The sequence below is a fragment of the Halomonas sp. V046 genome (assembly GCF_052645355.1).
The window spans coordinates 299749-323599 of sequence record NZ_JBQXYF010000001.1; the positions used below are offsets into that span (position 1 = coordinate 299749).

23 protein-coding genes are annotated in these 23851 nt (G+C 64.8%); 11 read left to right on the plus strand and 12 right to left on the minus strand.

Annotated elements, in window-relative coordinates:
- Together ACUN9Y_RS01280 and ACUN9Y_RS01285 are read right to left on the minus strand one after the other, a co-directional pair.
- Positions 1–642 carry a SurA N-terminal domain-containing protein gene (locus ACUN9Y_RS01280; protein ID WP_445458867.1) on the minus strand — a complete coding sequence of 214 codons (642 nt, stop codon included), beginning with the start codon at positions 640–642 and terminating at the stop codon, positions 1–3.
- Positions 643–755: 113 nt separating this feature from the next.
- The gene (locus ACUN9Y_RS01285) at positions 756–3221 is read right to left on the minus strand and encodes an LPS-assembly protein LptD (RefSeq protein WP_445458868.1); all 2466 of its coding nucleotides are present in this window, start codon (positions 3219–3221) and stop codon (positions 756–758) included.
- Between the two features lie 218 nt (positions 3222–3439).
- On the opposite strand from ACUN9Y_RS01285, the gene ACUN9Y_RS01290 reads away from it, so the two are divergent.
- The 3 genes from ACUN9Y_RS01290 (at position 3440) to ACUN9Y_RS01300 (ending at position 5790) form a co-directional block, all read left to right on the plus strand.
- Positions 3440–4486: an aminoglycoside phosphotransferase family protein gene (locus ACUN9Y_RS01290; RefSeq protein ID WP_445458869.1), complete on the plus strand. Its 1047-nt coding sequence runs from the start codon at positions 3440–3442 to the stop codon at positions 4484–4486.
- A complete protein-coding gene (murU, locus tag ACUN9Y_RS01295) occupies positions 4483–5169 on the plus strand; it encodes an N-acetylmuramate alpha-1-phosphate uridylyltransferase MurU (protein WP_445458870.1) in 687 nt (228 codons plus the stop codon). Before ACUN9Y_RS01290 ends, murU begins: the two co-directional genes overlap by 4 nt.
- Positions 5170–5370: 201 nt before the next feature.
- Complete coding sequence (locus ACUN9Y_RS01300) at positions 5371–5790, plus strand: OsmC family protein (RefSeq protein WP_445458871.1); 420 nt, start codon at positions 5371–5373, stop codon at positions 5788–5790.
- Between the two features lie 177 nt (positions 5791–5967).
- Here ACUN9Y_RS01300 and coq7 read toward each other — a convergent pair whose 3' ends face one another.
- Both coq7 and ACUN9Y_RS01310 read right to left on the minus strand, forming a co-directional pair.
- On the minus strand, positions 5968–6612 hold the full coding sequence (gene coq7, locus ACUN9Y_RS01305; RefSeq protein WP_445458872.1) for a 2-polyprenyl-3-methyl-6-methoxy-1,4-benzoquinone monooxygenase: 645 nt from the start codon (positions 6610–6612) through the stop codon (positions 5968–5970).
- 354 nt (positions 6613–6966) lie between these two features.
- A complete protein-coding gene (locus tag ACUN9Y_RS01310) occupies positions 6967–7308 on the minus strand; it encodes a histidine triad nucleotide-binding protein (protein WP_445458873.1) in 342 nt (113 codons plus the stop codon).
- A gap of 245 nt (positions 7309–7553) precedes the next feature.
- Between ACUN9Y_RS01310 and ACUN9Y_RS01315 the strand changes: the two genes are divergently transcribed.
- The gene (locus ACUN9Y_RS01315; protein WP_445458874.1) at positions 7554–8840 is read left to right on the plus strand and encodes a cation:proton antiporter; all 1287 of its coding nucleotides are present in this window, start codon (positions 7554–7556) and stop codon (positions 8838–8840) included.
- Here the strand turns inward: ACUN9Y_RS01315 and ACUN9Y_RS01320 are convergent.
- The gene (locus tag ACUN9Y_RS01320) at positions 8831–9136 is read right to left on the minus strand and encodes a hypothetical protein (RefSeq protein ID WP_445458875.1); all 306 of its coding nucleotides are present in this window, start codon (positions 9134–9136) and stop codon (positions 8831–8833) included. The two genes, ACUN9Y_RS01315 and ACUN9Y_RS01320, sit on opposite strands and share 10 nt — an antisense overlap.
- 142 nt (positions 9137–9278) lie before the next feature.
- Positions 9279–10715, minus strand: coding sequence for an aminotransferase-like domain-containing protein (locus tag ACUN9Y_RS01325; RefSeq protein ID WP_445458876.1), 1437 nt, complete (start codon positions 10713–10715; stop codon positions 9279–9281).
- 116 nt (positions 10716–10831) lie between these two features.
- Here ACUN9Y_RS01325 and ACUN9Y_RS01330 point away from each other — a divergent pair, with 116 nt between their 5' ends.
- A complete protein-coding gene (locus ACUN9Y_RS01330) occupies positions 10832–11692 on the plus strand; it encodes a DMT family transporter (RefSeq protein ID WP_445458877.1) in 861 nt (286 codons plus the stop codon).
- A gap of 73 nt (positions 11693–11765) precedes the next feature.
- Here the strand turns inward: ACUN9Y_RS01330 and ACUN9Y_RS01335 are convergent, their stop codons facing one another.
- The 4 genes from ACUN9Y_RS01335 to phaR all read right to left on the minus strand — a co-directional run bounded on the left by ACUN9Y_RS01335 (position 11766) and on the right by phaR (position 14942).
- The gene (locus ACUN9Y_RS01335; protein WP_445458878.1) at positions 11766–12638 is read right to left on the minus strand and encodes a phosphoribulokinase; all 873 of its coding nucleotides are present in this window, start codon (positions 12636–12638) and stop codon (positions 11766–11768) included.
- Complete coding sequence (locus ACUN9Y_RS01340; RefSeq protein ID WP_445458879.1) at positions 12638–13072, minus strand: acyl-CoA thioesterase; 435 nt, start codon at positions 13070–13072, stop codon at positions 12638–12640. Before ACUN9Y_RS01340 ends, ACUN9Y_RS01335 begins: the two co-directional genes overlap by 1 nt.
- A 47-nt stretch (positions 13073–13119) precedes the next feature.
- Entirely contained in the window at positions 13120–14403 is a 1284-nt protein-coding gene (purD, locus tag ACUN9Y_RS01345; protein WP_445458880.1) for a phosphoribosylamine--glycine ligase, read from the minus strand.
- A gap of 83 nt (positions 14404–14486) precedes the next feature.
- The gene (phaR, locus tag ACUN9Y_RS01350; RefSeq protein WP_445458881.1) at positions 14487–14942 is read right to left on the minus strand and encodes a polyhydroxyalkanoate synthesis repressor PhaR; all 456 of its coding nucleotides are present in this window, start codon (positions 14940–14942) and stop codon (positions 14487–14489) included.
- A gap of 100 nt (positions 14943–15042) precedes the next feature.
- On the opposite strand from phaR, the gene ACUN9Y_RS01355 reads away from it, so the two are divergent.
- A complete protein-coding gene (locus ACUN9Y_RS01355) occupies positions 15043–15756 on the plus strand; it encodes a 16S rRNA (uracil(1498)-N(3))-methyltransferase (protein ID WP_445458882.1) in 714 nt (237 codons plus the stop codon).
- Positions 15757–15795: 39 nt separating this feature from the next.
- On the opposite strand, the gene rloA3 is transcribed toward ACUN9Y_RS01355, so the two are convergent.
- Both rloA3 and ACUN9Y_RS01365 read right to left on the minus strand, forming a co-directional pair.
- The gene (rloA3, locus tag ACUN9Y_RS01360) at positions 15796–16440 is read right to left on the minus strand and encodes a retropepsin-like aspartic peptidase RloA3 (protein ID WP_445458883.1); all 645 of its coding nucleotides are present in this window, start codon (positions 16438–16440) and stop codon (positions 15796–15798) included.
- Between the two features lie 63 nt (positions 16441–16503).
- Positions 16504–17790 (minus strand): lytic murein transglycosylase, encoded by a 1287-nt coding sequence (locus ACUN9Y_RS01365; protein ID WP_445458884.1) that lies wholly within the window; start codon positions 17788–17790, stop codon positions 16504–16506.
- 569 nt (positions 17791–18359) lie between these two features.
- Here ACUN9Y_RS01365 and ACUN9Y_RS01370 point away from each other — a divergent pair.
- From ACUN9Y_RS01370 to ACUN9Y_RS01390, 5 genes are read left to right on the plus strand one after another with little or no spacing between them, the layout of a single operon-like run.
- A complete protein-coding gene (locus ACUN9Y_RS01370; protein WP_445458885.1) occupies positions 18360–21233 on the plus strand; it encodes a monovalent cation/H+ antiporter subunit A in 2874 nt (957 codons plus the stop codon).
- A 1-nt stretch (position 21234) separates the two neighbouring features.
- On the plus strand, positions 21235–21579 hold the full coding sequence (locus tag ACUN9Y_RS01375) for a Na+/H+ antiporter subunit C (RefSeq protein ID WP_445458886.1): 345 nt from the start codon (positions 21235–21237) through the stop codon (positions 21577–21579).
- Positions 21576–23087, plus strand: coding sequence for a monovalent cation/H+ antiporter subunit D (locus tag ACUN9Y_RS01380; RefSeq protein ID WP_445459079.1), 1512 nt, complete (start codon positions 21576–21578; stop codon positions 23085–23087). The genes ACUN9Y_RS01375 and ACUN9Y_RS01380 overlap by 4 nt, the downstream gene beginning before the upstream one ends.
- A complete protein-coding gene (locus tag ACUN9Y_RS01385; RefSeq protein WP_445458887.1) occupies positions 23084–23581 on the plus strand; it encodes a Na+/H+ antiporter subunit E in 498 nt (165 codons plus the stop codon). Before ACUN9Y_RS01380 ends, ACUN9Y_RS01385 begins: the two co-directional genes overlap by 4 nt.
- Positions 23575–23844, plus strand: coding sequence for a K+/H+ antiporter subunit F (locus ACUN9Y_RS01390; RefSeq protein ID WP_445458888.1), 270 nt, complete (start codon positions 23575–23577; stop codon positions 23842–23844). The genes ACUN9Y_RS01385 and ACUN9Y_RS01390 overlap by 7 nt, the downstream gene beginning before the upstream one ends.
- Positions 23845–23851: the final 7 nt, after the last annotated feature.

Genomic DNA, 23851 nt, shown 5'->3' on the forward strand with positions numbered 1-23851 from the left:
CTAGCCCTGGTCGAGGCGGTTGTCGACGAAGGCCTCGCCGCGAATTTCCTGGACCCACTTCTCCAACTCGTCCCCCGCCTTGCGCTGGAAGATCGCCTGGCGCGCCTGGTCCCGCGTCGCGCCGGCGCCTTCCTGCTCGAGGAAACGGTCAACCTCGGCCTCGGAGATATTCACCCGGCTCGACACCTGGGCCTGCTGAACCTTCATGATCAGCATCTCGCGGCGCACCTGCTCGCGCACCACGCCCAGGCTCAGCCCCTGGCCTTCGAGGGCGTCGGCGAACTGCTCGACGCTCATGTCCTGCTGGCTCGCCACCGCCCGTACCTGACGATTGAGCTCGGTGTCATCGACGCTCAGGTTCATCTTTTCGGCCAGCTGGATCTCGATCTCCTCGACGATCATGCGGTCGAGAATCTGCTCGCGCAGGACCTGCTCGGGCGGCAGATCCATGCCGTTGGCACTCAGACGGCCTTGAGCCTGGGCGATCCGGTCATCGAGCTGGGTGGCCATGATGGCGTCATCGTTCACCACCGCGACGATACGGTCGAGCGGTTCGCGATAGCCGTCTTGAGCCTCGGCCACCAGGGCGGTGACGCCCAGGCATGCAGCCAGCGCCAGGCTGGCAAAGTGTCGGCTACGCATAGTGTGTTTCCTCTGTACGGCGATAGGCATTGTCACAATGACCGGGCAATCCCGGTGAGGGACGGCCGAGGCGATCAAGCGCCTCGGCCGGAATCCATGGTCCGCGGCGCGGCTCAGTTCAGCGCGGTGGGACGATACCCCGGCACCGCCGACTCGAAGTAGGTGTCGGACTCTCCACCGAAGCCACCCAAGCCCTTGAGCACGAAGCGCAGGAAGACGCCACGATCGGTGGTGTCATCCTCGACGTTGTTCGCGGTGTCCTCGTCTTCGATCCACTCGCGCCACACCAGCTGCACACCATAGCAGCAGTCGTTCCACTGCACACCCGCCATCTGGTCGAGGGCACGGTCGTTGGTGTTGTCATACAGCAGGCGACCGATGACATCGACGCTGTCGGTGGCCTTGTAGGCAAACGAGACGTCGTACTCTTCCTGGTTGTAGTTACGCAGATCATCGGCGTCGTCGGCGTTGTCAAAGCCTTCGATCTGCCAGCGGTAGCCAAAGTTCACCACGTGCCCCGCGTCGGCGCGGTACTGGACGCCAAGGCCGGTGCTCTCGGTACGACTCTTCTCGTCGTCGTACAGCCACTGCCAGCGAGTGCTCCAGTTGTCGGTGATGGACCAGTTGATCCGCGTGACCCAGGGCGAGCGGTCCCGCGTCGCCTCGTAGTAGTCGAACGAGTCCTCGTTGGCCGGCAGGGTGTCGGGATCGCCGTTGATGTCGACGTTGCGATCTTCGAAGTAGGCAGACTGGCCAATACCGATGGACAGCCGCTCGCGCCCGCTGTCGTCCTCCAGGAAACGATTGTCGACACCGTAGGAGAGACGGTTCAAGTCACCGATCCGATCGCCACCGGAAAACCGGTAGGGTGACCACAGCTGATTCCAGGAAAACGCCAGTTCCGAGGTATCGAAGTCCGGGAATTCGACCTGATCGCGCTCGGGCACATAGGCGTAGTTCAGCCGCGGCTCGAGGGTCTGGCGGAAGTCGTCGCCACCGAGGGCGAAGTCACGCTCGAAGACCAGCCCGGCATCGACGCTGGTGATCGGCAACGTCATGCTCGGGCTCTCGCTGCGATCGGTGTTGCGCTCCTGGTAATCCAGATCGTATTCGGTGTGGTTGAGCACCACCCGAGGCTCGAAGAAGCCCCAACTCGGATCGAGGCGCAGGCCAAGCGCCGGGGCCAGCGTCACCCGCGCCCCGTTGGCGGCTTCGGTTAGCGGCACGCGGCGCTGACCACCGTCGAAATCGTAAAGCCCGTTTTCGTCGCCTTCGATGTCGCGCCAGAAGTAAGTGGCGTTGGAGTTCCACTCCTGGTAGAGCCCGGTGTCCTGCGACCAGCGACCGTTGGCGGTCAGACTCGGCAGGCGATAGAACGGCTTGTCGCCTTCGTCGACGGGATCGTCGAGCAACTGATAGCCCTGGGCCTTGGCCTGTAGATTCCAGGTGCTGCCGCGATAGTCGATCTGCGCCAGGCGCGCCATGCTGTCGACGCTGGCCTCGCCGAAGGTGCGGCCGAAGTCATCGAAGTAGGCGCCGTCGCTGGCGGCCCCGTAACGCAGGGTGTAGGGCACCCGCGCACTGAAGCGGCCATAGTGGCTGTAATCGAAGTACCAGCGCTCGTCGCCATCCTCCAGCTCGGTGGTGGAATCGTCATCTCCGGCACTCTTGTCGTCCCCCAGATAGGCACCCTCGAGGATGCCGCGATCGGTGGGCAACAGGTAGCGGAATTCGGCGCCGAGCAGAAGGCCGCTCTCGGAGACATAGCGCGGCGTGATCGTGGCGTCGTAGTTCGGCGCCAGGTTCAAGTAATAGGGCTGGGCATAGTCGAAGGCCCCGTTGGAGACGCCGAGCGTAGGCCACAGAAAGCCGCTCTGGCGACGCTCATCGATAGGAAAGCGCACCCAGGGCCAGTAGAACACCGGCACATCGCCCACTTCCAGGCGTGCATGCTTGGCGGTACCGAAGCCCTGATTGCGATCGAGCAGGATATCGTTGCCCACCAGGCGCCAGGTGCTGTCCCCGGGATCACAGGTCGTGAAGCTGGCTTCGCGCAGGCGAAAGACGTTATCGCTGACGCGCTCAAGCTGAGCCGCATCGCCACGCAGGCGCTGCTCGTGGGCCACGTAATGGGCCGACTCGATAGTGGCCTGATCGCTATTGAGCGATACTGCGGCGGAATCGCCGCGCACCAGCAGATTGTTGTCGCGCAGCTCCAGCGGGCCACTGACGTTGGCCACATCGCGCTCGGCGGGCACCTGCACTCGCGGCGCGGCAAGCTGGGTATCGCCGCGGCGCAGCAATACCTCGCCCTCGAGGATCGTCTCGCCATCGGTGCCGTAATTGGCGGTGTTCGATTCGCTGTTGACCTGGCCATCGATGGCCGGCGCCGGCAAGCGGTATTCGGGCTGCACGTAATAGCCGCGGCACACTTCACCGCGGGGACGGTCCTCGCCCCAGGGGCGCCAGTCCAATTGGTTGGCCGGCAGCGCCTGCGGCGGTGCCGCCCACAGGGGCGCGTTGAGCAGACTAGTGGTGGCGAGGCCCGCCAGGGCCGTCCATGCGTATCGCTTGGCCATGTTGCACGCTGTCCTCGACGGGGTGAATCGGTATTATACAGGCCGCGGACGACCTGTAACGCCGAGCCTTCCCGAAAGGAGTCTCGCGCCAAAGTCGCCGCCAATCAACGAACAGCATGCGGTGAGGTGGTGAGACCGTCAACCGCACCGGCTCACTAAGGCCGATCCGCGCATCGCCCCGGCCACCAAATCGCCCAGCCCCAGGAGTCCAGCACATCATGTCAACGGCCGACGCCTCCCAGCGATTCGAGCAATTACGCGCTTGGGTCGCCGCCCGCCACGGGCGCGACGCCCTGGCCCTGTCGCTAGAGCTGGCCGCCGGAGACGCCAGCTTTCGCCGGTACTATCGGCTGCGTCTTGGCGACGAGGCACCACGCATGCTGATGGACGCGCCTCCTCCCCAGGAGGATACCCGTCCCTTCACGGCCATTGCTCGGGACTGGCGAGGGGTCGGCCTGCCGGTGCCGTTGCTCCACGCCGTCGACCCCGAGGCGGGCTTCATCGAGCTCGAGGACCTGGGCGATGCCCCCTTGCACCTGGCCCTTGGCCGCGCCGACGAGCCCGCCACCCTGGCCCACTTCGAGCAGGCGCTAGCGTTAATCGATGACCTTCAACGGCGGGCGGATCCGAGCCATTTGCCGCCCTACGACGAGGCCACTCTCGCTCGCGAGCTGGACTTGTTTCCCGACTGGTGCCTCGGCGCCTGGCTCGACATGACGCCGCCGGCAGAGTGGCCGGCGCTGCGCCGCGAGTTGATCGACACGGCGCTGGACCAGCGAGTGGTCGCCGTCCACCGCGACTATGACGCCATGAACCTGATGCAACATGACGACCGGCTCTACCTGATCGATTTCCAGGATGCCCTGGCGGGGCCCATCAGCTACGACCTGATCTCACTGATCCACGGCCGCTATTGCCGCTTTTCGGCGGCCCAGCGAGCGACCTGGATCGCCGACTTCTGGCGCCGCGCCCGGGCCGACGGCCGCCTTGGATCGACGCCGTCACTTGAGGCCTTCAGCCAGCAGGTCAACGCCATGGCCGCCCAGCGTGCGCTCAAGGTCCTGGGCATCTTCTGCCGTCTGACCCTGCGCGACGAGCGCTCGGGCTATCTCGAACGCCTGCCCCACTTCCTGGCCCATCTCCACGACGCCCTCGATGAGATACCCGGCCATGAGTCCTTCAAGGCCTGGTTATGGACGACCCTGGAGCCCGCGCTCATGGCGAAGGTTCCGGGCACCACCACGCCTGCGGGAGAAGCGTCATGAAGGCGATGATTCTCGCCGCCGGCCTCGGCAAGCGCATGCGTCCGCTGACCGACCACTGCCCCAAGCCCCTGTTGCCCGTGGCCGGCCGGCCACTGATCGAACACCATCTGCAGCATCTGGCCCGGGCCGGCTTTCACGACGTGGTCATCAACGTGAGTTATCGCGCCGAGCAGATCATCGCCGCCCTCGGTGACGGCTCGCGTTTCGGCTTGCGCCTGTCCTTCAGCCAGGAATCGACGCCGCTGGAGACCGCCGGTGGCATTGCCAAGGCTCGCCCGCTGCTCGGCGACGATCCCTTCGTGCTGATCAATGGCGATATCTGGTGCGATCTGGATGTTGCTGGCCTTCCTGACCTCGGGTCCGACCTCGCTCATCTGGTCCTGGTCGACAATCCTGAACAGCATCGCCAGGGCGACTTCCATCTGGATGACGCCGGACGCATCGACGACACAGGGGACCCCAGGCTCACCTACGCCGGCATCGCGGTACTCTCGCCGAGCCTGGTCGACGACCTGCCCGAACCCTGCTACCCCTTGGCCCCGCTGCTACGCACCGCCATGGCCACAGGCCGCGTCGGCGGCAGTCACTACCGTGGGAACTGGGTCGATGTGGGCACACCAGACAGACTGCGAGAGCTCGATGCCAGGTTACGCACCGAACGCCAACGGCTCCCGCGCGGCTGAGCATGTCAGCCACAACTGTTATGCTGCTCCCCGTTTTCGAGCCCCGACCAAGGCAGCAACGAACGGGGCCGGTCAGTGCTCCCGTGCACGGCCGCCCACACCACCCTGATGCCAGCCACTGACGCCAGGCCCGCGCCATCGCCGCAGGTGTGCCGACGCCGGTGTCGCAACCTCAGCTACTTCCAGATCAAGGAGAGCGCCATGAAAGCCAGCGTAAAATGGACCGACGGTCGCCAGTTCGTCGCCGAGTCGGGCAGCGGCCACGCGGTGATTATCGACGGTCCGCCGGACCACGGCGGCCGCAATACCGGCCCGCGTCCCATGGAAATGCTGCTCATGGGCATGGGTGCCTGCACCTCTTTCGACGTTCTCGAGATCCTCGAGAAGTCCCGCGCCCCGGTCGACGATTGTGTGGCGAGCCTGGAGGCAGAACGCGCCGATGCGGTCCCGAGCGTGTTCACCAAGATCCACGTCCACTTCACCGTGACCGGCAGGGGACTCAAAGAAAAGCAGGTCGAGCGAGCGGTGGCACTGTCTGCCGACAAGTACTGCAGCGCCTCGATCATGCTCGCCCAGGGCGGCGTGGAGGTCACCCACTCGTATACGATCGTGGAAAGCTAGCAGCGGGTCGGTGAAACTGCCGTAAAGGTCACACCAAGACCCCTCGCCCGGCCGGCCCGAGCGAGGGGTCTTGGTGAGGCGGTCTGACCGCCTCCAGGAGAGGAGCGGTCGGCGTCGCCATCGGTGACGGCAGCCCTGTCGCCTGGCACTACCGGCCGGCGACAGGGCTGCGCGGTTTCACCACCGATAGACCGTCTTGGTCATCACCCTGGACATCAGCGTCATACCGGCCTTGAGCGGGGCCGGGAAGCGAGCGCCACCGGCTTCCAGGGCCTGCTGGGCGTGATGGGCTTCGTCGATGGCCATCTGCCGGAGTACCGCGCGGGAACGTCTGTCGCCACCGGGCAGAGTCTCGATATGCTCGTCCAGGTGCTTGCCGACCTGCTCTTCGGTGGCGGCAACGAAACCGAGGCTGACACGGTCGCCCACGGCCCCGGCGAGGGCGCCCATGCCGAACGACGCGGCGAAAAACACGGGGTTGAGTCGACTCGGGTGAGCCTTGAGCTCGGTCAGGCGATCCTCGCACCAGGCCAGATGGTCGATCTCTTCCTGGGCCGCTTCTTCCATCTGGCCACGCACGTCGGGCAGCTTGGCGGTCAGTCCCTGGCCCTGGTACAGCGCCTGGGCGCAAACTTCGCCGGTATGGTTGATTCGCATCAGGCCAGCCGCGTGGTGACGCTCATCGAGACTCATCTCGCCGTCCACCACCGCGTCGGTGGCCGGGGATGGGCGCGAGGCACTGGCGGCACCCGGAACCAGGGTTCGCAGCACATTGTCGAACTGGTGAATCACGCGATCGGTGCCCGAGAGGGAGCGGGGCATGGCACTCTCCTTGAAGATATGGCGTCTATTCTACCTCAGCCAGGCGGCCTCTCAAGCCTTCCCCCTGGCGTCGCCAACCGGCGTTCATGACGGGTGCACGAAGGGCGGAGTCTTGCCCCCGCGAGCTTGTCGTGAGCAGGTGCCGAAGGGGGGCCTGGTCGCATCGGCCTCAGCCACTGGCCGCCCTCGCCCCGTCAGAACCCGCGGCCCGGGACGCACAGCCCGAGATGCACAGCGTCCATGCATGCCGCCCGCAAACGACCGGCGCCGCCTGCGTGAATGGGCAGGCGGCGCCGTAAATGCACAGATGCGTCGTACGCTCGGGATGCCGGAAGAAACTCCGTCGTGCGCCAGCTAGCCAGCCGGCCAAGTGAAGCGACGACCGCCCATCACGTGCATATGGATATGATAGACCGTCTGGCCACCATCTTCATTGCAATTCATCACCACGCGATAGCCGTCGTCGGCGAATCCCTTGTCTTTCGCGACCTTGGCCGCCGTCAAGGGCAGCCGCCCCACCACTGTCTGGTCCTCCTCGGTGAGGTCATTGAGCGTCGCGATGTGCTTCTTGGGAATCACCAGCAGATGGGTCGGGGCCTTCGGGTCGATATCATTGAAGGCCAGCACCTGATCGTCTTCATAGACGATGTCGGCGGGAATCTCACGATTGATGATCTTGCAGAACAGGCAATCCATGGCGGGCTCCGAGAAGGACGACAGGCGTCGGTAAGTGGTCACCCTTCCGAGGTTACCCGGCGCCGGCGCCGGTGTCAGTCCCCTGCGACGCCCTGTCCTGACCTCACCCGCGCCTTTCTGCGTTTGTATGCGTATTCAGCCTTCCCGCGCGAGGTTCTCCTGCAGCGGTCCCGGCACTCACCCAAGCCATGCTACAACCTTATGATACAACCAGAAGGTCACTATTCTCCGGCAAGGAACCCCCCATGCACGACGCCCCCTATCTGCTGATACTCCTGGTCATCGTGGCCTTCGCTCTGGTGTCTCGCCGAATCGGCAACTCGCTGCTCAGCCTGCCCATGATCTTCATGGCCGCCGGCATCGCACTCAGCGTGCTGACGCCGGGGCTGGTGCCCATGGAAATGCAGCAGCACCTGACCCAGACCATCGCCGAGATCACCTTGATCATCGTGCTTTTCGCCGACGCTTCGGTGGTCAAGTTCAAGACGCTGAAGCGCGACGTGGCGATTCCGGCCCGCATGCTGCTCATCGGCATGCCGCTGACCATCATCGCCGGCACCCTGCTGGCCAAGTGGGTGTCACCGGAAGCCGCCTGGGGCACTGCCATGCTGGTGGCCGCCATTCTGACCCCCACCGATGCCGCCCTCGGCCAGGCCGTCGTCTCGAGCCCCAGTGTGCCAGAGCGGATCCGCCAGTCGATCAACGTCGAAAGCGGCCTCAACGATGGCCTGGCGGTACCGGTCATCCTCGCGGCGGCACTGCTGGCGGCTGCCGCCACCGGCACCGCCGTCGAGGGCGCACCGGAGAACCTCTGGCTGTTCGCCCTGACCCAGCTGACCCTTGGCCCGGCGGTGGGCGTGGGCTTGGGCTGGGGCTTCGCGCGCCTGCTCGACCGCGCCATCGACAATCAGTCCATCACCACGGTGTACCAGGGCATTCTGTTTCTCGCGGTGGCGTTTCTGACCTATCTGGTCGCGGAAAGCGTGGGGGGCAACGGCTTTATCGCCGTATTCCTTGGCGGGCTGACCTTCGGCAATTGCCTGCGCAACGACACCACTTTCATCGAGGAATTCATGGAAAGCGAAGGCCAGCTGCTGACCATCGCCACCTTCACTATCTTCGGCGCGGTCATGGTTCCCCTGGCGCTCGACCACGCCTCCTGGAAGACCGTGGTGCTGGCGCTGCTATACCTGTCGGTGATTCGCATGGTACCGATCTGGCTATCGCTCACAGGCCTGGGCCTGTCCCGCTATGAGAAGTTCTTTCTTGGCTGGTTCGGGCCTCGGGGCCTGGCGAGCATCCTGTTCGCCCTGCTCATCTACGATGAATATCCGATTCCCGGCAGCGACGAGATCCTGGCCTGCGTCGTGCTCACGGTGATGATCTCCGTGGTCCTGCACGGCGTCAGCGCCCAGCCGATGGCTCAGCGCTTCTTGCACCGCGCCGCTGGCGAACTGCCAGACGCTCCCCGGTCGTCTTCACCTACAGCCAAGCCGCTGGCGCAGGACGACGACGGATCCCATCACCCGTGACCCAGCACCAAGGGAGCTATCCGGCCCAGCACCACGCGAGCTATCCGGCCCAGCACCACGCGAGCTATCCGGCCCAGCACCACGCGAGCTATCCGGCCCAGCACCACGCGAGCTATCTGGCCCAGCACCAAGCGAGCTATCTGGCCCAGCACCACGCGAGCTATCCGGCCCAGCACCACGCGAGCTATCCGGCCCAGCACCACGCGAGCTATCCGGCCCAGCACCACGCGAGCTATCCGGCCCAGCACCACGCGAGCTATCCGGCCCAGCACCACGCGAGTTATCTGGCCCAGCACCAAGCGAGACATTGGGCCCAGCAGAAGACGAACGGCGAGACGTTGGGCCGGCCCCAGGCGCTTGCAGGCGCTGCCCGGCGTCTTCCCCGCCCGGGCTGTCACGCAAACAAGCCCGCGCCCCGCCTCGAATCATGGGCGCGGGTCAGCGGGCTCGAAGCAGCGACGTGGCGCTGCGCTCCATCGCCCTCTCCAGCACCGCAAAAACCTTCGGCGCGAGGGACTGCGCCACGTTGAAGCGCAGGTAGCCACTGGCCGCCCCGGACACGCTGAAGGCATCACCCGGTGCGAGGACCACGCCCTCGCCAAGGGCTTCACGCGCCACGCTAGCGGCCTCCAGCCCGGCCGGCAGACGGCACCAAAGGAACATGCCGGCCCGAGGCTCGGTCCACGCCACAAGTCCGGCGGCGGATAGCTTGTCACCCACGCATCCCATCGCATCGGCTAGGCGCGTGCGCAAACCACCGAGGTGTTTGCGATAAGCGCCATCCTCCAGCAGGTCGAGAACCAGCTGTGCCGAAAATCCACCTCCACCAAAGGAGGTGGCGAGCTTCAGATCGACCAGCTCATCGATCCAGTCCGGGCGCGCGGCGATGAAACCACAGCGTACGGATGCCGACAGCGTCTTCGAAAAGCTGCCGATATGCAGCACCCGATCCAGGCCATCGAGGGCGGCCAGCCGTGGCGCGGGCTCCCGCTCGAGATCGGCGAAGATATCGTCTTCGATGATCAGCATGTCGTGAGCTTCGGCGAGGCGCAGTATGCGGTGCGCCGTCGCCGGAGCCAGGGTCGCCCCGGTCGGGTTATGCAGCGCCGAATTGGTGATATAGAGCCGCGGAGCCTGCTCCTTGACGGCCTGCTCGAAGCGTTCCATATCGGGGCCGGTCGCGGTGTAGGGAACCCCGATCACCGTCGCTCGATGCGCACGCAGCATGGCATGAAAGTTGAAGTAGCACGGATCGTCGACCAGCACCGTCGCTCCCGGCTCAATCAGAAACCGGCACAGCAAGTCGATGGCCTGGGTGCCGGACTCGGTCAGCATTAGCTGCGCCGGCGAGGCCTCGATCCCACGCTCGGCCAGCCGTCGGGACAAGCGCTGACGCAGGGGCTCCAGCCCCAACGGCGAGGCGTATTCGGTCAGGCAGGCGTGGTCACCCTGGGCCCGTGCCAGGCGTCGTAGCGAACGGCGTATATCGGCTTGCGGCATCCATGACTCCGGCAGCCAGCCACAGCCTGGCTTGAGCACTCCCGGCGCGGCTTCCAGCGCTTGCCGGGTGATCCACAGAGGGTCGACCTCACGATCGAGCCTCGGCCCCCTCTGGGCCACCGAGAACGGCAGAAGGTGTTCGGCGACATAGAAGCCAGAGCCCCGTTTCGCGAGGATGACGCCATCGGCCACCAGCCGATCGTAGGCCTCCACCACCGTCGACCTGGAGACGTTCAGCGTCTGGGCCAGGGCTCGAATGGACGGCAGCCTGGCGCCGGACGCGGTCCGGCGACCGCTGATCTCGCGCTGCACTGCCGACATCACCTGCGCGACGAGAGTGTCGCCCTGGCCTCGGTAAATCTCCTGGGGCTTCATGTGTACCGCTCCTTCGCCCAATACAGTTTGTCGAAATTGTCATGGACTGTCTCTGGAGGCAATAGCCGCGGACCACCACACTCGACCGACACAAGGACTTACCTCGGGAGCAACACATGCACGACAGACAGAGTGGCTGGGCCAGTGGCTTCATCGGCATCGCGATCTTCAGTGGGTCATTGCCGGCAACCCGTGTCGCGGTCACGGACTTCGACCCGACCTTTCTGACCTTCGCACGGGCCGCCATCGCCGGCGTGCTGGCACTGGTGCTGCTGGTCGGTATCCCCCAGCGACGCCCGTCACGACCGGACCTGCCCTCACTGGGGATCGTGGCCATCTGCGTGGTGGTTGGATTTCCCCTGCTGACGGCACTCGCCCTGGAGCACATCACTTCGGCACATTCGTTGGTGTTCATCGGGCTACTGCCCTTGGCCACGGCCACCTTCGGCGTGCTGCGCGGGGGGGATCGCCCCAGCCTCGGATTCTGGCTTTTCTCCCTGGCGGGGAGCGCCCTGGTCGCGGGCTTTGCCCTGACGCAGGACCTGTCGGCCTCCTGGACCGGCGACGCCTTGATGCTGGCGGCCATCGTCGCTTGCGGGCTGGGCTACGCCGAAGGGGGACGCCTGGCACGCACGCTGGGGGGGTGGCAGGTCATTTCCTGGGCGCTGGTTCTGTCTTTGCCGCTGATGCTGCCGCTGGCCATCCTCAGCCGTCCGACCACCTGGGACAACATCGCGCCATCGGCCTGGCTAGCGCTTGCCTACGTGTCACTCTTCAGCATGCTGATCGGCTTCGTGTTCTGGTACCGAGGCCTGTCTCGGGGCGGTATCGCCGCCGTCGGCCAGCTCCAGTTGCTGCAACCGTTTCTTGGCCTTGCGCTAGCCGCAACGCTACTCGGCGAATCGGTCAGCGCGGCCATGGCCGGCGTCAGCCTTGCGGTCGTCGTATGTGTGGCCGGCGCCAAGCGATTCGCGTGATGCTTCGGTCCGGTGCATGACAACGCCTGGCACTCCGCCGCCAGGCGTTGTCATGATGCGAAACCACAGCGCGTCAGCGGAAGCGGCGCTGCGCCAGCAGGTGGCGCACCAGGGGACCAAGGATCAGCTCCATGGCAAGCGATAGGCGTGAACCGGGCACCACCAGGGTGTGGGGACGGCTCATGAAGGCGTCCTGGATCATCGCCAGCAGGTAGGGGAAGTCCACGGTCGCGGGATCACGAAAGCGAATCACCACGAAGGACTCAGCGTCGGTGGGGATATCCTGCACCTCGAAGGGATTGGAGGTATCCACCGTCGGAACACGCTGAAAGTTGATATGGGTGCGGGAAAACTGCGGCAGAATATAGCGCACGTAGTCATCCATGCGCCCCAGGATAGTGTCGAGCACGGCCTCCTGGGTGTAGCCCCGGGCATGCATGTCGCGATCGATCTTCTGGATCCACTCGAGGTTCATGGTCGGCGCGACACCGACCAGCAGATCGACGTGGCGCGCAATATCCTGATCGCTGGTCACCAGGCCGCCGTGCAGCCCCTCGTAGAACAGCAGGTCCGTGCCGGTCGGCAACGGCTGCCATTCGGTGAAGGTGCCGACCTGGTAGCCAGCCTCGATCATCTTCTTGTCTTCGGCATGGATATAGTGACGATAGGTGCCGGTGCCGCTGTCACCATACTCCTGGAACAGCTCGCCCAACTGGTCGAGCAGGTTGGCCTCCACCGCAAAATGCGACAGCTCGTCCTTGCGTTCTGGCTCTTCTCGAAAGATCCGCGCCAACTCCTGGCGGGTATAACGATGGAAGGCGTCGCCATCGACGAAGGCGGCATGCACGTCCTCCCGGGCAAACATGCGCTCGAAGGTGCGCTTGACCGTGGTCGTGCCAGCGCCAGAAGAGCCTGTCACGGCGATCACCGGATACTCGCGGGACATCAGCTTGGCCCCAGCAAGGCGTCGCGCACCGACGTCGGCACCACCACCGGGCGCCCAGTGGCGGGATCAACCAGCATCAGATTGAGCCGTGCGGTGGCCACCACGCGTTCATCACGCTCGCGCCGCATGCGCTGATAGACCGTAATCGTCTTGCGTCCCGGCTCGAGAAACGCGGTATCCACGACCAAGGCATCGGGCCAACGAGCCTCCGCCTGGTACTGAACCGCCAGATCGGCCGCCACACTCGGATAGCCGCCCAGCTCGGCTTCGCTCAGGCCACAGGCGGCCAGCGCCGCGACCCGAGCCTCATGCAGCAGGGACACCAGAGCATCATGGCCGAGATGACGGCCGTAGTTCATGTCGGTAATACGCACCGTCATCGGGTGACGATGCACCACGGCCGCCTGTGGAAATTCGAGTCTCACGCGTTCCATGCTCGCTCCTTTTTGATTGTTGTCAGGCAAGCCGAGCCAGCCGCGATTCAGGACTGGCGCGCCATGGCCCGGTGGGCGATATCGCTGCGGCAGAAGCCTCCCCGAAAGTCGACGGCATCGACACCACGATAGACGCGCTCCCGCGCCGCTCCCAGGTCATCCCCCAGTGCCGTTACGCACAGCACGCGACCGCCCGATGTCACCAGGCTGCCGTTGGCGTCTTGGGTGCCGGCGTGGAAGACCTTGCAGCCGAGGGCGTCGGCGGCCTCGATGCCGGAAATGGGATCGCCCTTGCGGTAGCTCCCCGGATAGCCTTCGGCGGCCATGACCACGCCGATGGCCGGCCGCGGGTCCCACTCGCACCCATGACCGGCAAGTTCACCCCGCGCGCCGGCCAGGCACAGTTCGGCCAGGTCGCTGGCCAGGCGCATCATGATCGGCTGGGTCTCGGGATCGCCGAAGCGACAGTTGTATTCGATGACCTTGGGCTTGCCGGCGGCATCGATCATCAGGCCCGCGTACAAGAAACCGGTATAGGGGTGCCCCTCGGCCGCCATGCCAGCCACCGTCGGCCGAATGACCTGATCCATGATCCGCTGGTGCACCTCGGCGGTAACCACCGGAGCGGGCGAATAGGCGCCCATACCCCCGGTATTGGGGCCGGTGTCGCCCTCGCCGACGCGCTTGTGGTCCTGGCTGGTCGCCATGGGCACCACGGTCGCGCCATCGACCATCACGATAAAGCTGGCTTCCTCGCCGTCGAGGAACTCCTCGATCACGACCCGTGCCCCGGCATCACCGAAGGCGTTGTCTTCGAGCATGTCGCGGACCGCCGCTTCGGCGTCGGCCTCTGTCATGGCGACGATCACGCCCTTGCCAGCGGCCAGTCCATCGGCCTTGATGACGATAGGAGCGCCCTTGTCGGCCAGGTAGGCCAGAGCGGGCGCCACGGCCGTGAAGGTCTGGTAATCGGCACTGGGAATATCGTGGCGGGCGAGAAAGTCCTTGGTAAAGGACTTGGAACCCTCGAGTTGAGCGGCCCCCGCCGTCGGGCCGAAGATATCGAGACCCGCCGCGCGGAAGCGGTCAACCACGCCCTCCACCAACGGCGCCTCGGGGCCGACGATGGTCAGCGCGACCTGTTCTCGACGGGCGAACGCCACCAGCCCATCGAGGTCAGAAACCGCGATATCGACGTTGGTCAGTTGCGCCTCTCGTGCGGTGCCGGCATTGCCCGGGGCGACGAATACCGCCTCCACGCGAGGGGATTGGGCGACCTTCCAGGCCAAGGCATGTTCGCGGCCACCGCCGCCGATGATCAGGACCTTCATCCGCTGCACTACCTTTGACTGTCAAAACGAGGCGGCATTATGGCAGAAAACAAGGCAGAAAACGCGGCGCTAGTGCGATCCAATCACGACTCGTCGTCGTCGTCCTTGGTCTGACCTGCCTGGCTGATCGTGTTCTGCCAGAAGCGCATGTTTTCCTCGGCCAGCTCACGCATGAACTCCATCGGCGAGTGACGCATGGCCTGCTGCCATTGATCCTGCATCTTCTTCTGCTGCTCCATCATCAGCCGCGTGCCCTGTTCCAGGTACCGCGCCAAGGGCAACGGCTGGGACATGGCGTAGACCCGAATCAGCTGCTCCAGCAGGTCGTTGGAAAACACCTCGGCGTCGCTATCGGCCTGTTCCTGCTCGATAATGATCGACAGCAGGATGGTGCGAGTCAGATCCTCACCGCTCTTGGCGTCCTCGACACGAAACGGGGTCTCCTCGAGAATCAGGCCGCGGAGATCTTCGAGGGTCACATAGCGGCTCTGTTCGGTATCATAGAGCCTGCGGTTGGCATACTTGCGAATCACGCGCACGGCACTGCTCCTTGTTGAATTGAGGAAACCAGAGTCCTCAAAGGGTCCATTGTGCACCGCGACACGGCCCTTGCAAGACAATCCCGTATCACGAGGCCCCATGAATTTAATATTGCTCGCCCGCGAAGACGTCGTGGCGCCGACCCTGGCCCGCGTTCGAGACCCCCGACGACTCGACCACCTCCGCCAGGTCCACCGGGCGCGAGTCGGCGATATCATGACGCTGGGAATCGAGGATGGCCCACTGGGCCGAGGGGAACTGCTGTCACTGTCCGATGACGAGGCCCGCTTCGACGTATCGGCGCTCGACCAGCCTTCTCCGGCCGCCCTGCCGGTGCACTTGGTGCTAGCGCTTCCGCGGCCTCGAATGCTGGCCAGAAGCATAGAGCATGCCACCGCCTTGGGCGTGAAGCACATCACGTTGCTGCACAGCCGAAGAGTCGAAAAGAGCTACTGGCAGTCTCCGGAACTGGAGCCCGCCAAGATTCATCGGCACCTGGTCCTGGGGTTAGAACAGGCACGCGATACCCACCTGCCAAGGGTCGATACCGCACGCGGCTTCCGTCCCTTCGTCGAGGATCGACTGCCCAGCCTGCTGGAGGGCCGCCGCGGCCTGCTGGCCCACCCCGGCATGTCCGCCGCCTGCCCCCGGGGCATCGACGACGCCGTTGTGCTATTGATCGGGCCCGAGGGTGGGTTCATCGACTGGGAAGTCGACAGGATGCTGGCGGCCGGCTGCGAGGGGATCCATCTTGGCGAACGCATTCTGAGGGTGGAAACGGCGGTGACAGCCCTGCTGGCACGGCTGTTCTAAACGCACCGCAGAGCCGCAGTGACGGTCCCTCGGCTCCCGTCAAGTGTCGTCCGATTCACCACTGTCGTCAGGATCCTCCTGGCGATCGGACTGGTTGGTGCCATATTCCCCTTCTCCCTCATGCTTGATCACCGGCGACTGCTCGTTGCAGGAAGGTTCGATCAAGAAAGTCTCGTTGACATCGAGCAACCCCAGCTCTCCGATGGTGCGGCGTCCCAGCAGCAACGGATAGTTCATTTCCTCGCGGTTGCGCAGGCTGAACTGCTCCTCGTGGATGGTATCGCCCATGCATATCTTGAGCAGCACCACGAGGCGCTCATCGCGGCCGCCGGCACCGCGCACCGTCATGTCACGATACAAAGGGCGCTCGAGTTCCTTGCGGAAGGTCTCGCCGTTGTCCTCGTTCTCGAGCTCCAGGGCGAAACGTACCCAGGGCTCGTCGTCACGCTCGAACCTTTCGATGTCGCGAGCGTCCAGCGACGACGTCAGGGCACCGCTGTCGAGCTTGGCCTTGACCTCCACGTCCCAGGGCTCGAGGGTGGCCTTCTCGACCCAGCCGAAAACATCCTTGGCAGCAGCGTCGTCATCGGCTTGCAAAGCAGGGCTCGCCATCAGAGGTGCGACCGCCAACCCGAGCAGCGCCAAGCGCCGCGGCAACGGCAGTCGAGAGGAGAAATGCATCATTCCACTTTCCTTGAAACGGGGTCGCGGCAAGCCGCCGCGACAATCAATAGAGGGGCTGCGCCCTTAGCGCCCGAGTCGTTCGAGCAACGACCGCGTCGCAAAGCCATCGGGCACCAGGCCCTGGTCACGCTGCCAGGCCCTCAGCCCTTGACGGGTATTGGGACCGAGAATTCCATCCGGTGTTCCCACGTCATAGCCGAGCGCCGATAAACGTGCCTGCATTTCTTCGACCTGACGACGGGCCAGTGGCTGTTCCTCCCGCGGCCATCCCCCCTGAATGCCCGGCCGCCCGGCGATGCGATCGCTCAGCGACGCCACGGCCAAGGCATAGCTGGTCGCGTTGTTGTAACGCAGGATGGTGCGGAAGTTGGGGCCGACCAGGAAGGCGGGGCCGCGTGCCCCCGCGGGGGTAATGACCGACGCTTCATCGAAGGCAGGCAGGCGTCCAGCGTCCAGCCCCGTCACCCCTTGTTCGGCCCAGGCGGCGCTGGAGCGACGGGTATCCAGCTCGGTCTGGGCATAGTCGAAGCCACTCGGCAGCGAGACTTCCATCCCCCAGGGTTGGCCTTCGCGCCAGCCCGACTGTTCGAGGTAGTTGGCGGTGGAGGCCATGACATCAGGAATGCTGGCCCAGATGTCGCGATGGCCATCGCCATCGCCATCGCGGGCGTAGGCGACGAAACTCGACGGAATGAACTGGGTGTGCCCCATGGCCCCGGCCCAGGAACCTTTCATGCGTTGGGGCGTGATGTCACCGGCGTCGATGATCTGCAGCGCCGCCAGCAATTCACCGCGGGCAAAATCACGCCGGCGTCCATCATAGGCCAGGGTCGCCAGTGCCTCCAGAGTCGAGAAATCCCCGAAATTGCTGCCATAGTTGCTTTCGATGCCCCAGATCGCCGTCACGACTTCGGCCGGCACACCGTATTGGGCCTCGGCACTGCTGGCCGCCTGACGATTCGCCGCGAGCTTGTCGCGCCCCTGGGTGACCCGGGCGTTCGACACCGCTGTATCGAGGTACTCCCAGATCGGACGCACGAACTCGGGCTGGGAGCCATCGAGTTCGATGACCCGAGGCCTGAAGCGCAGACCATCCAGCGCCCGATTCACGGTGCCTTGACTGATGCCCTGGGCGAGCGCATCGGCGCGAAAATCGGCCAACCACTCCTCGAAGGAACGTGGCTCGGCCACCACCCCCGTCGATGACGAGGCGTCCTCGGGGGACACCCCCTGTTCCGACGGTACCGGCTGGCTAGTGTCGGCACCGGCAGCGTCCGGTGCGGCGGCGGTACTCTGGCAGCCCAGCAAGGGCAGCAGCAGGATGGCGGGTAGTAGAACGCGAGTCAGCATGACGATGGCGGTCCTTGGCAATCGATGTGCCCAGATGATGACCTACCTGACGCCATCGCACCAGACACGGAACCGCGATTCGGGCTCAGGCGATTGCGCAACATCGCCAAGGCCCCCGGCCGCCGCTTCCGCTGATTGGCTGGCCCGCCCGGCCACGGCGGCGCAACGACCCTCGCCGTTTTGTCGTCGCCACCGGCGTCGCGCAAACCTGGGGCCCCGAGTCACAGCGCGTTGCGCGACATCGCCAGTCGCTACGCACGGGCAAGAGCCTGCGTTGACCCGACGCAGCGGCGGCAACGCTGTGGTCGAACTAGCCGCTTCCCGGAAAGCGATCCGGTGACGACAACCCGCGTCACCGTACATATATCGTACAATGTTTGTTCAATACCGCCGGTCGCAAGCGTTAAATCCGGATGAGGGGGCGAGAGCGATTCGTTTCGGGTAAAGTGTGCCGGCGACCATGGGAGAGCCTACCGGTCCTTCGCTCGCCACGCGAAGCGCCTGAGACCGGGATTCCAGGGCCCTCGTGACGTTGACCGCATTCAAGGATTGTGCAGGATGACCGAACGATGACACTGCTATGGATACCCCTGTTGCCGTTGCTAGGTGTGCTAGTGCCGGCATTTACCGCCTCCAGAGGTCGCTTCGTGTGCACCCTGGCTACCGCGTTGCTACCGGCATTGGCTCTGGCCATGACGCTGCAGCACCTTCCTGCATTGATGGACGGCGAGGTGGTACGCGCCTCTCTCGACTGGGCCCCGCAGATGGGCCTCGACCTGGCCTTTCGCCTGGATGGATTGTCGCTGCTGTTCAACCTGCTGATCCTCGGCATTGGCCTGCTGATCCTGCTCTACGCCCACTTCTACCTCAGCGCCAAGGAGAATGTCGGCCGCTTCTACGCCTTTCTGATCCTGTTCATGGCCTCCATGGTCGGCATCGTGATGGCCGACAACCTGCTTGTGCTGTGGATGTTCTGGGAGTTGACGTCGCTGTCGTCGTTTCTGCTGATCGGCTTCTGGTCGCACCGCTCCGAGGCGCGCAAGGGCGCGCGCATGGCCATGACGATCACCGGCGCCGGCGGCCTGGCGCTACTGGCAGGGCTGATCCTGCTCGGTGATATTGTCGGCAGCTACGACATGCAGACCGTGCTCGAAAGCGGCGAGATCATCCGGGCCGATCCGCGCTACCCCCTGATGCTGGTGCTGGTATTGCTCGGCGCCTTCACCAAGTCGGCCCAGTTCCCCTTTCATTTCTGGCTGCCCCACGCCATGGCGGCACCGACCCCGGTCTCGGCCTACCTGCACTCCGCGACCATGGTCAAAGCCGGCATTTTTCTCATGGCGCGGCTCCACCCGGCGCTGGCCGGCAGCGAACTATGGTCGGCACTGGTCGCCGTGATCGGCATCGTCACCATGGTCTACGCCGCCTGGTTCGCCCTGGTCGAGGCCGACCTCAAGGGCATCCTGGCGTTTTCGACCGTCAGTCATCTGGGGCTGATCACCGTACTTCTCGGTATCGGCAGCCCCATGGCCGTGCTCGCCGCCCTGTTTCACATTCTCAACCACGCGACCTTCAAGGCGGCGCTGTTCATGTGCTCGGGGATCATCGACCACGAGGCCGGCACCCGAGACCTGTCGCGGCTCGGCAAACTGGCCAAGGCGATGCCCGTCACCGCGCTGGTGATGAGCGTGGCCGGCGCCGCCATGGCCGGGGTACCGCTCTTCAACGGCTTCATCTCCAAGGAAATGTTCTTTACCGAGACCTTGGGCACTCACACCCTCGGCGGCCTGAGCCTGCTGCTGCCCGTGCTGGCGACCATCGGCGGCGTGCTGTCCGTGGGATATTCGGTGCGCCTGATTCATGCGGTATTCTTTGCCGAGCCACGCCATGCCCCCCCCAAGGCCCCCCACGAGCCCCCGCATCTGATGCGGCTGCCCGCCGAACTGCTGGCGATCCTGTGCGTGGCGATTGGCCTGTTCCCCGCCATCATGGCCACCTGGGTCATGGCACCGGCGGTGCAGGCGGTCCTGCTACGCCCGCTGGAGTTCCACCTGGCCCTGTGGCACGGCTTCAACCTGCCTCTGGCGATGAGCGCGGTTGCGCTCGGTGCCGGCCTGCTGCTCTACGTCCTGCACCGCCACTTAAGGCGCTTCATTCGCGACTTCCCCCCGCGCGATGCCAGTCGCATCTTCGAGGCCGCCGTCCAGTGCGTCGGCGACAAGGCGGAGGCCATCACCGCCTTCCTCGACAACGCTTCGCTGCAGCGTTTCATGACGCTGCTGCTGAGCATGGCCCTGATCATGGGCGCGATCGGGCTGGCCCACATGAGCGGCTTGACCGGCGCCTCGGGCAACCAGCCGCTGGACGGCATCCTGATCCTCGGCGCGGTACTGCTGATCTTCTCTGGTGTCGGAACGGTATTGACCCACCGCCACCGCCTGATTTCGCTGCTGATGCTGTCGGTGGTCGGGCTTCTGGTCTCGCTGACCTTCGCCCGCTTCTCCGCCCCGGACCTCGCGCTGACCCAGCTGTCGGTGGAAGTGGTGACGATGATCCTGCTGATGCTGGCGCTGTTCTTCCTGCCCCAGAAGACCCCGCGGGAGTCGACGCCAGGACGCGCCCTGCGCGATCTTATTCTGTCCTGCGGCCTCGGCGTGGTGTTCGCCGCCTTAAACTACGCAGTGTTGACGCGTGAGACCGCGAGCATCTCGACATTCTTCCTCGACAACAGCGTCCCCGGCGGCGGCGGTCACAACGTCGTCAACGTCATCCTGGTCGACTTCCGTGGCTTCGATACGCTTGGCGAGATCACCGTCCTGGCCATCGCCGGCCTCGCCATCTTCAAGCTGCTCAATCGCCTGCGCCTGTTCATGCCGCATAGCGACAGCGAAGGCCGCGTGTGGTCGCCGGACCGCTACCCGATGATTCTGACCAGCGTGTCTCAGGTAGTGCTGCCACTCGCGCTACTGGTGTCGGTGTTCATCTTCCTGCGCGGCCACAACCTGCCGGGAGGTGGATTCATCGCCGGTCTGATCACCGCGGTGGGGCTGATCCTGATCTACATGGCCAGAGGGGTGGCCTGGACGCAAAGGCGCCTCGACTTCCCCTACCAGCCCGTGGCCATTATCGGCGTCGGCATCGCCGCACTGACCGGTTTCGGCAGCTGGCTGTTCGGCTACCCGTTTTTGACGTCCGCCTACGGCCACTTCAAGATTCCGCTGGTCGGTGAGATCGAGCTGGCGACGGCGATGCTGTTTGACCTGGGCGTCTACCTGGCGGTGGTCGGCGCAACCCTGATGATCCTGGCCAACCTGGGCAAGGTCACCACCCCTCATCGTCCGGCGAAGGAAGATCACGGCGGTAGCGAGCGCGGACTGCACCGCACCGACGAGAAAAACGACGCCGGGCCCAGCGCATCGCCCGACGCCAAGGAGACCGTGTGATATGGAAATGCTGTATGCCATCACCACCGGAGTGCTAAGCGCCAGTGGCTTGTACCTCACGCTGCGCGGGCGGACCTTTCCGGTCGTCGTCGGCCTTACCCTGCTGTCCTATGCGGTCAACCTGTTCCTGTTCTCCATGGGCGGGCTGTCGACCGACGCGGCAACCATCATCGAAGGCAGTGGCCCCTATGCCGATCCGCTGCCCCAGGCACTGGTGCTGACGGCTATCGTCATCGGCTTCGCCATGACCGCCTTCGCCGTCATCCTGGCGATGCGCGCCCGCGGCGACATGGGCAACGACCACGTCGACGGCCGCACGGCCGAGGACAGGGAGGAACGCCGCTGATGTCGCATCTGATTGTCCTGCCGGTCGTGCTGCCGCTGGCCTCGGCGGTGTTGCTGCTGCTCACCCGCTTCGGCAACCCACGCCTCAAGCGAGCCCTTGGCCTGGTGTCGACCCTGGCCCTGCTGGGCATCAGCTTCGCCCTGCTCGTGGAGGCGTCGACCGACACGGTTCAGTATTACGCCCTCGGCGACTGGCAGCCGCCGTTCGGCATCGTGCTGGTACTCGATCGCCTGTCGGCACTGATGCTTCTGGTCACCGCATTACTGGCGGTCGGCTGCGTGTTCTTCGCCTGCGGTGGCGATGACGAGAAGGGCAGCAACTTCCACGGCCTCCTGCAACTCCAGTTGATGGGCATCAACGGCGCGTTTCTGACCGGCGACCTGTTCAACCTGTTCGTGTTCTTCGAGGTCCTGCTGTTAGCGTCCTATGCGCTGCTGCTTCACGGTGGCGGCAAGGCGCGGATTCAGTCGGCGGTGCACTACGTGGTGCTCAACCTCGCGGGCTCGGCGTTGTTCCTGATCGCCGTTGGCCTGCTCTACGGTGCCACCGGCACACTGAACATGGCCGACATGGCCCGTGAAGTGTCCCAACTGGATCCAGAACGCCATGGTCTGGTGGTGGCGGGTGCGCTACTGCTACTGGTGGTGTTCGGGCTGAAGGCCGCGATTCTGCCACTGTATTTCTGGCTGCCCAGAGCCTATTCCAGCGCCCCGGCACCGGTGGCGGCATTGTTTGCAGTCATGACCAAGGTCGGTGTCTACGCCATTCTGCGTGTCTACTGGCTAATCTTCGGCGAGCAGGCAGGCGGTCTCGCGGCCCTCGAACAGCCCTGGGTCTGGTGGCTATCGCTTGCCACTCTGGCGATTGCCGGCATCGGCGTACTAGCGGCACGCGACCTGAAGCTGCTGGTCGCCTACCTGGTACTGGTCTCGGTGGGGACCCTGCTGGCGGGCGTCGGCATGCGCTCGGCCGAGGCGGTAGCCGGGCTGTTGTTTTATCTGGTCCACACCACGCTCATCACCGGCGGACTCTTCCTTCTCGCCGAGATGATCGGTGTGCAGCGCGGCAAGGCCGGCACGCGCCTGGTCAAGGGCCGCACGCCGAAGAACGCCACGGCCCTGGGGCTGCTGTTCATCGTTGGCGCCATGGCCGTCGCCGGGCTGCCTCCGCTGTCCGGAGCGTTCGGCAAGATCATGCTGCTCGGCGCGGCCGATAGCGGCGAGCGCGTGTGGTTCTGGCCGCTGCTGCTCGGCACCGGACTGTGCGCCCTAATCGCCCTCTCCCGGGCCGGCTCGACGCTGTTCTGGCGCAGCCAGGAAAGTGATGCGAGCTCCGAGCGGCTGTCGCCGTGGCATTGGGCCGGGGTCACCTGGCTGGTCGCTGCCGCGCCGTTGCTGGCCATTCTGGCGGGCCCGCTGAGCGGCTACACCACCGCCGCCGCCGAGCAGCTGACCGACCCCGACGCCATCATCCAGACCCTGCTGCCCGCCGCCGAGGACGCCTCATGAACAAGCCTCGCTCCTTACTGCCGACTCCCTTCCTGTCAGGGCTGCTGCTGATTGTCTGGCTATTGCTGGTCAACGATACAAGCCTCGGCCACCTGCTGCTCGGCGCCTTCCTGGCACTGACCATTCCGCTGCTGACCTACCCGTTCTGGGAGGTTCAGCCACGGGTCAGAAAGCCGTTCAAGCTGTTGCGTTTCTTCTTCCGGGTGGTCGGCGACATCATCGTCGCCAACCTTCAGGTCGCCTGGATCATCATCAACCCCTGGCGCCGCACCCGACCTCACTTCGTCGAGTATCCGCTGATGCTCGAGGAACGCTTTACCATCACCGTTCTCGCCAGCACCATCACCCTGACCCCGGGAACGGTCTCGGCCAACCTGCGCATGGATGGCAAGACGTTGCTGATCCACGCCCTCGACGTCGCGGACGAGCAGACCCTGATCCGTACCATCCGCGAACGCTACGAGCAGCCGCTGAAGGAGATCTTCGAATGCTAGACGTCGCCCTCGTCATTAGTCTGACCCTGGTGGGCCTGGCACTGCTGCTGAACCTGTTTCGCCTGACCATTGGCCCGGACATGCCAGACCGCATCCTGGCGCTGGATACCATGTACGTGAACTCCATCGCGCTGATCGTGCTGATGGGGCTGTGGCTCAATACCAAGACCTACTTCGAGGCGGCGCTGTTGATTGCACTGCTGGGCTTTATCAGTACCGTGGCGGTGTGCAAGTACCTGCTGCGTGGCGACATCATCGAGTAGCGGGGGG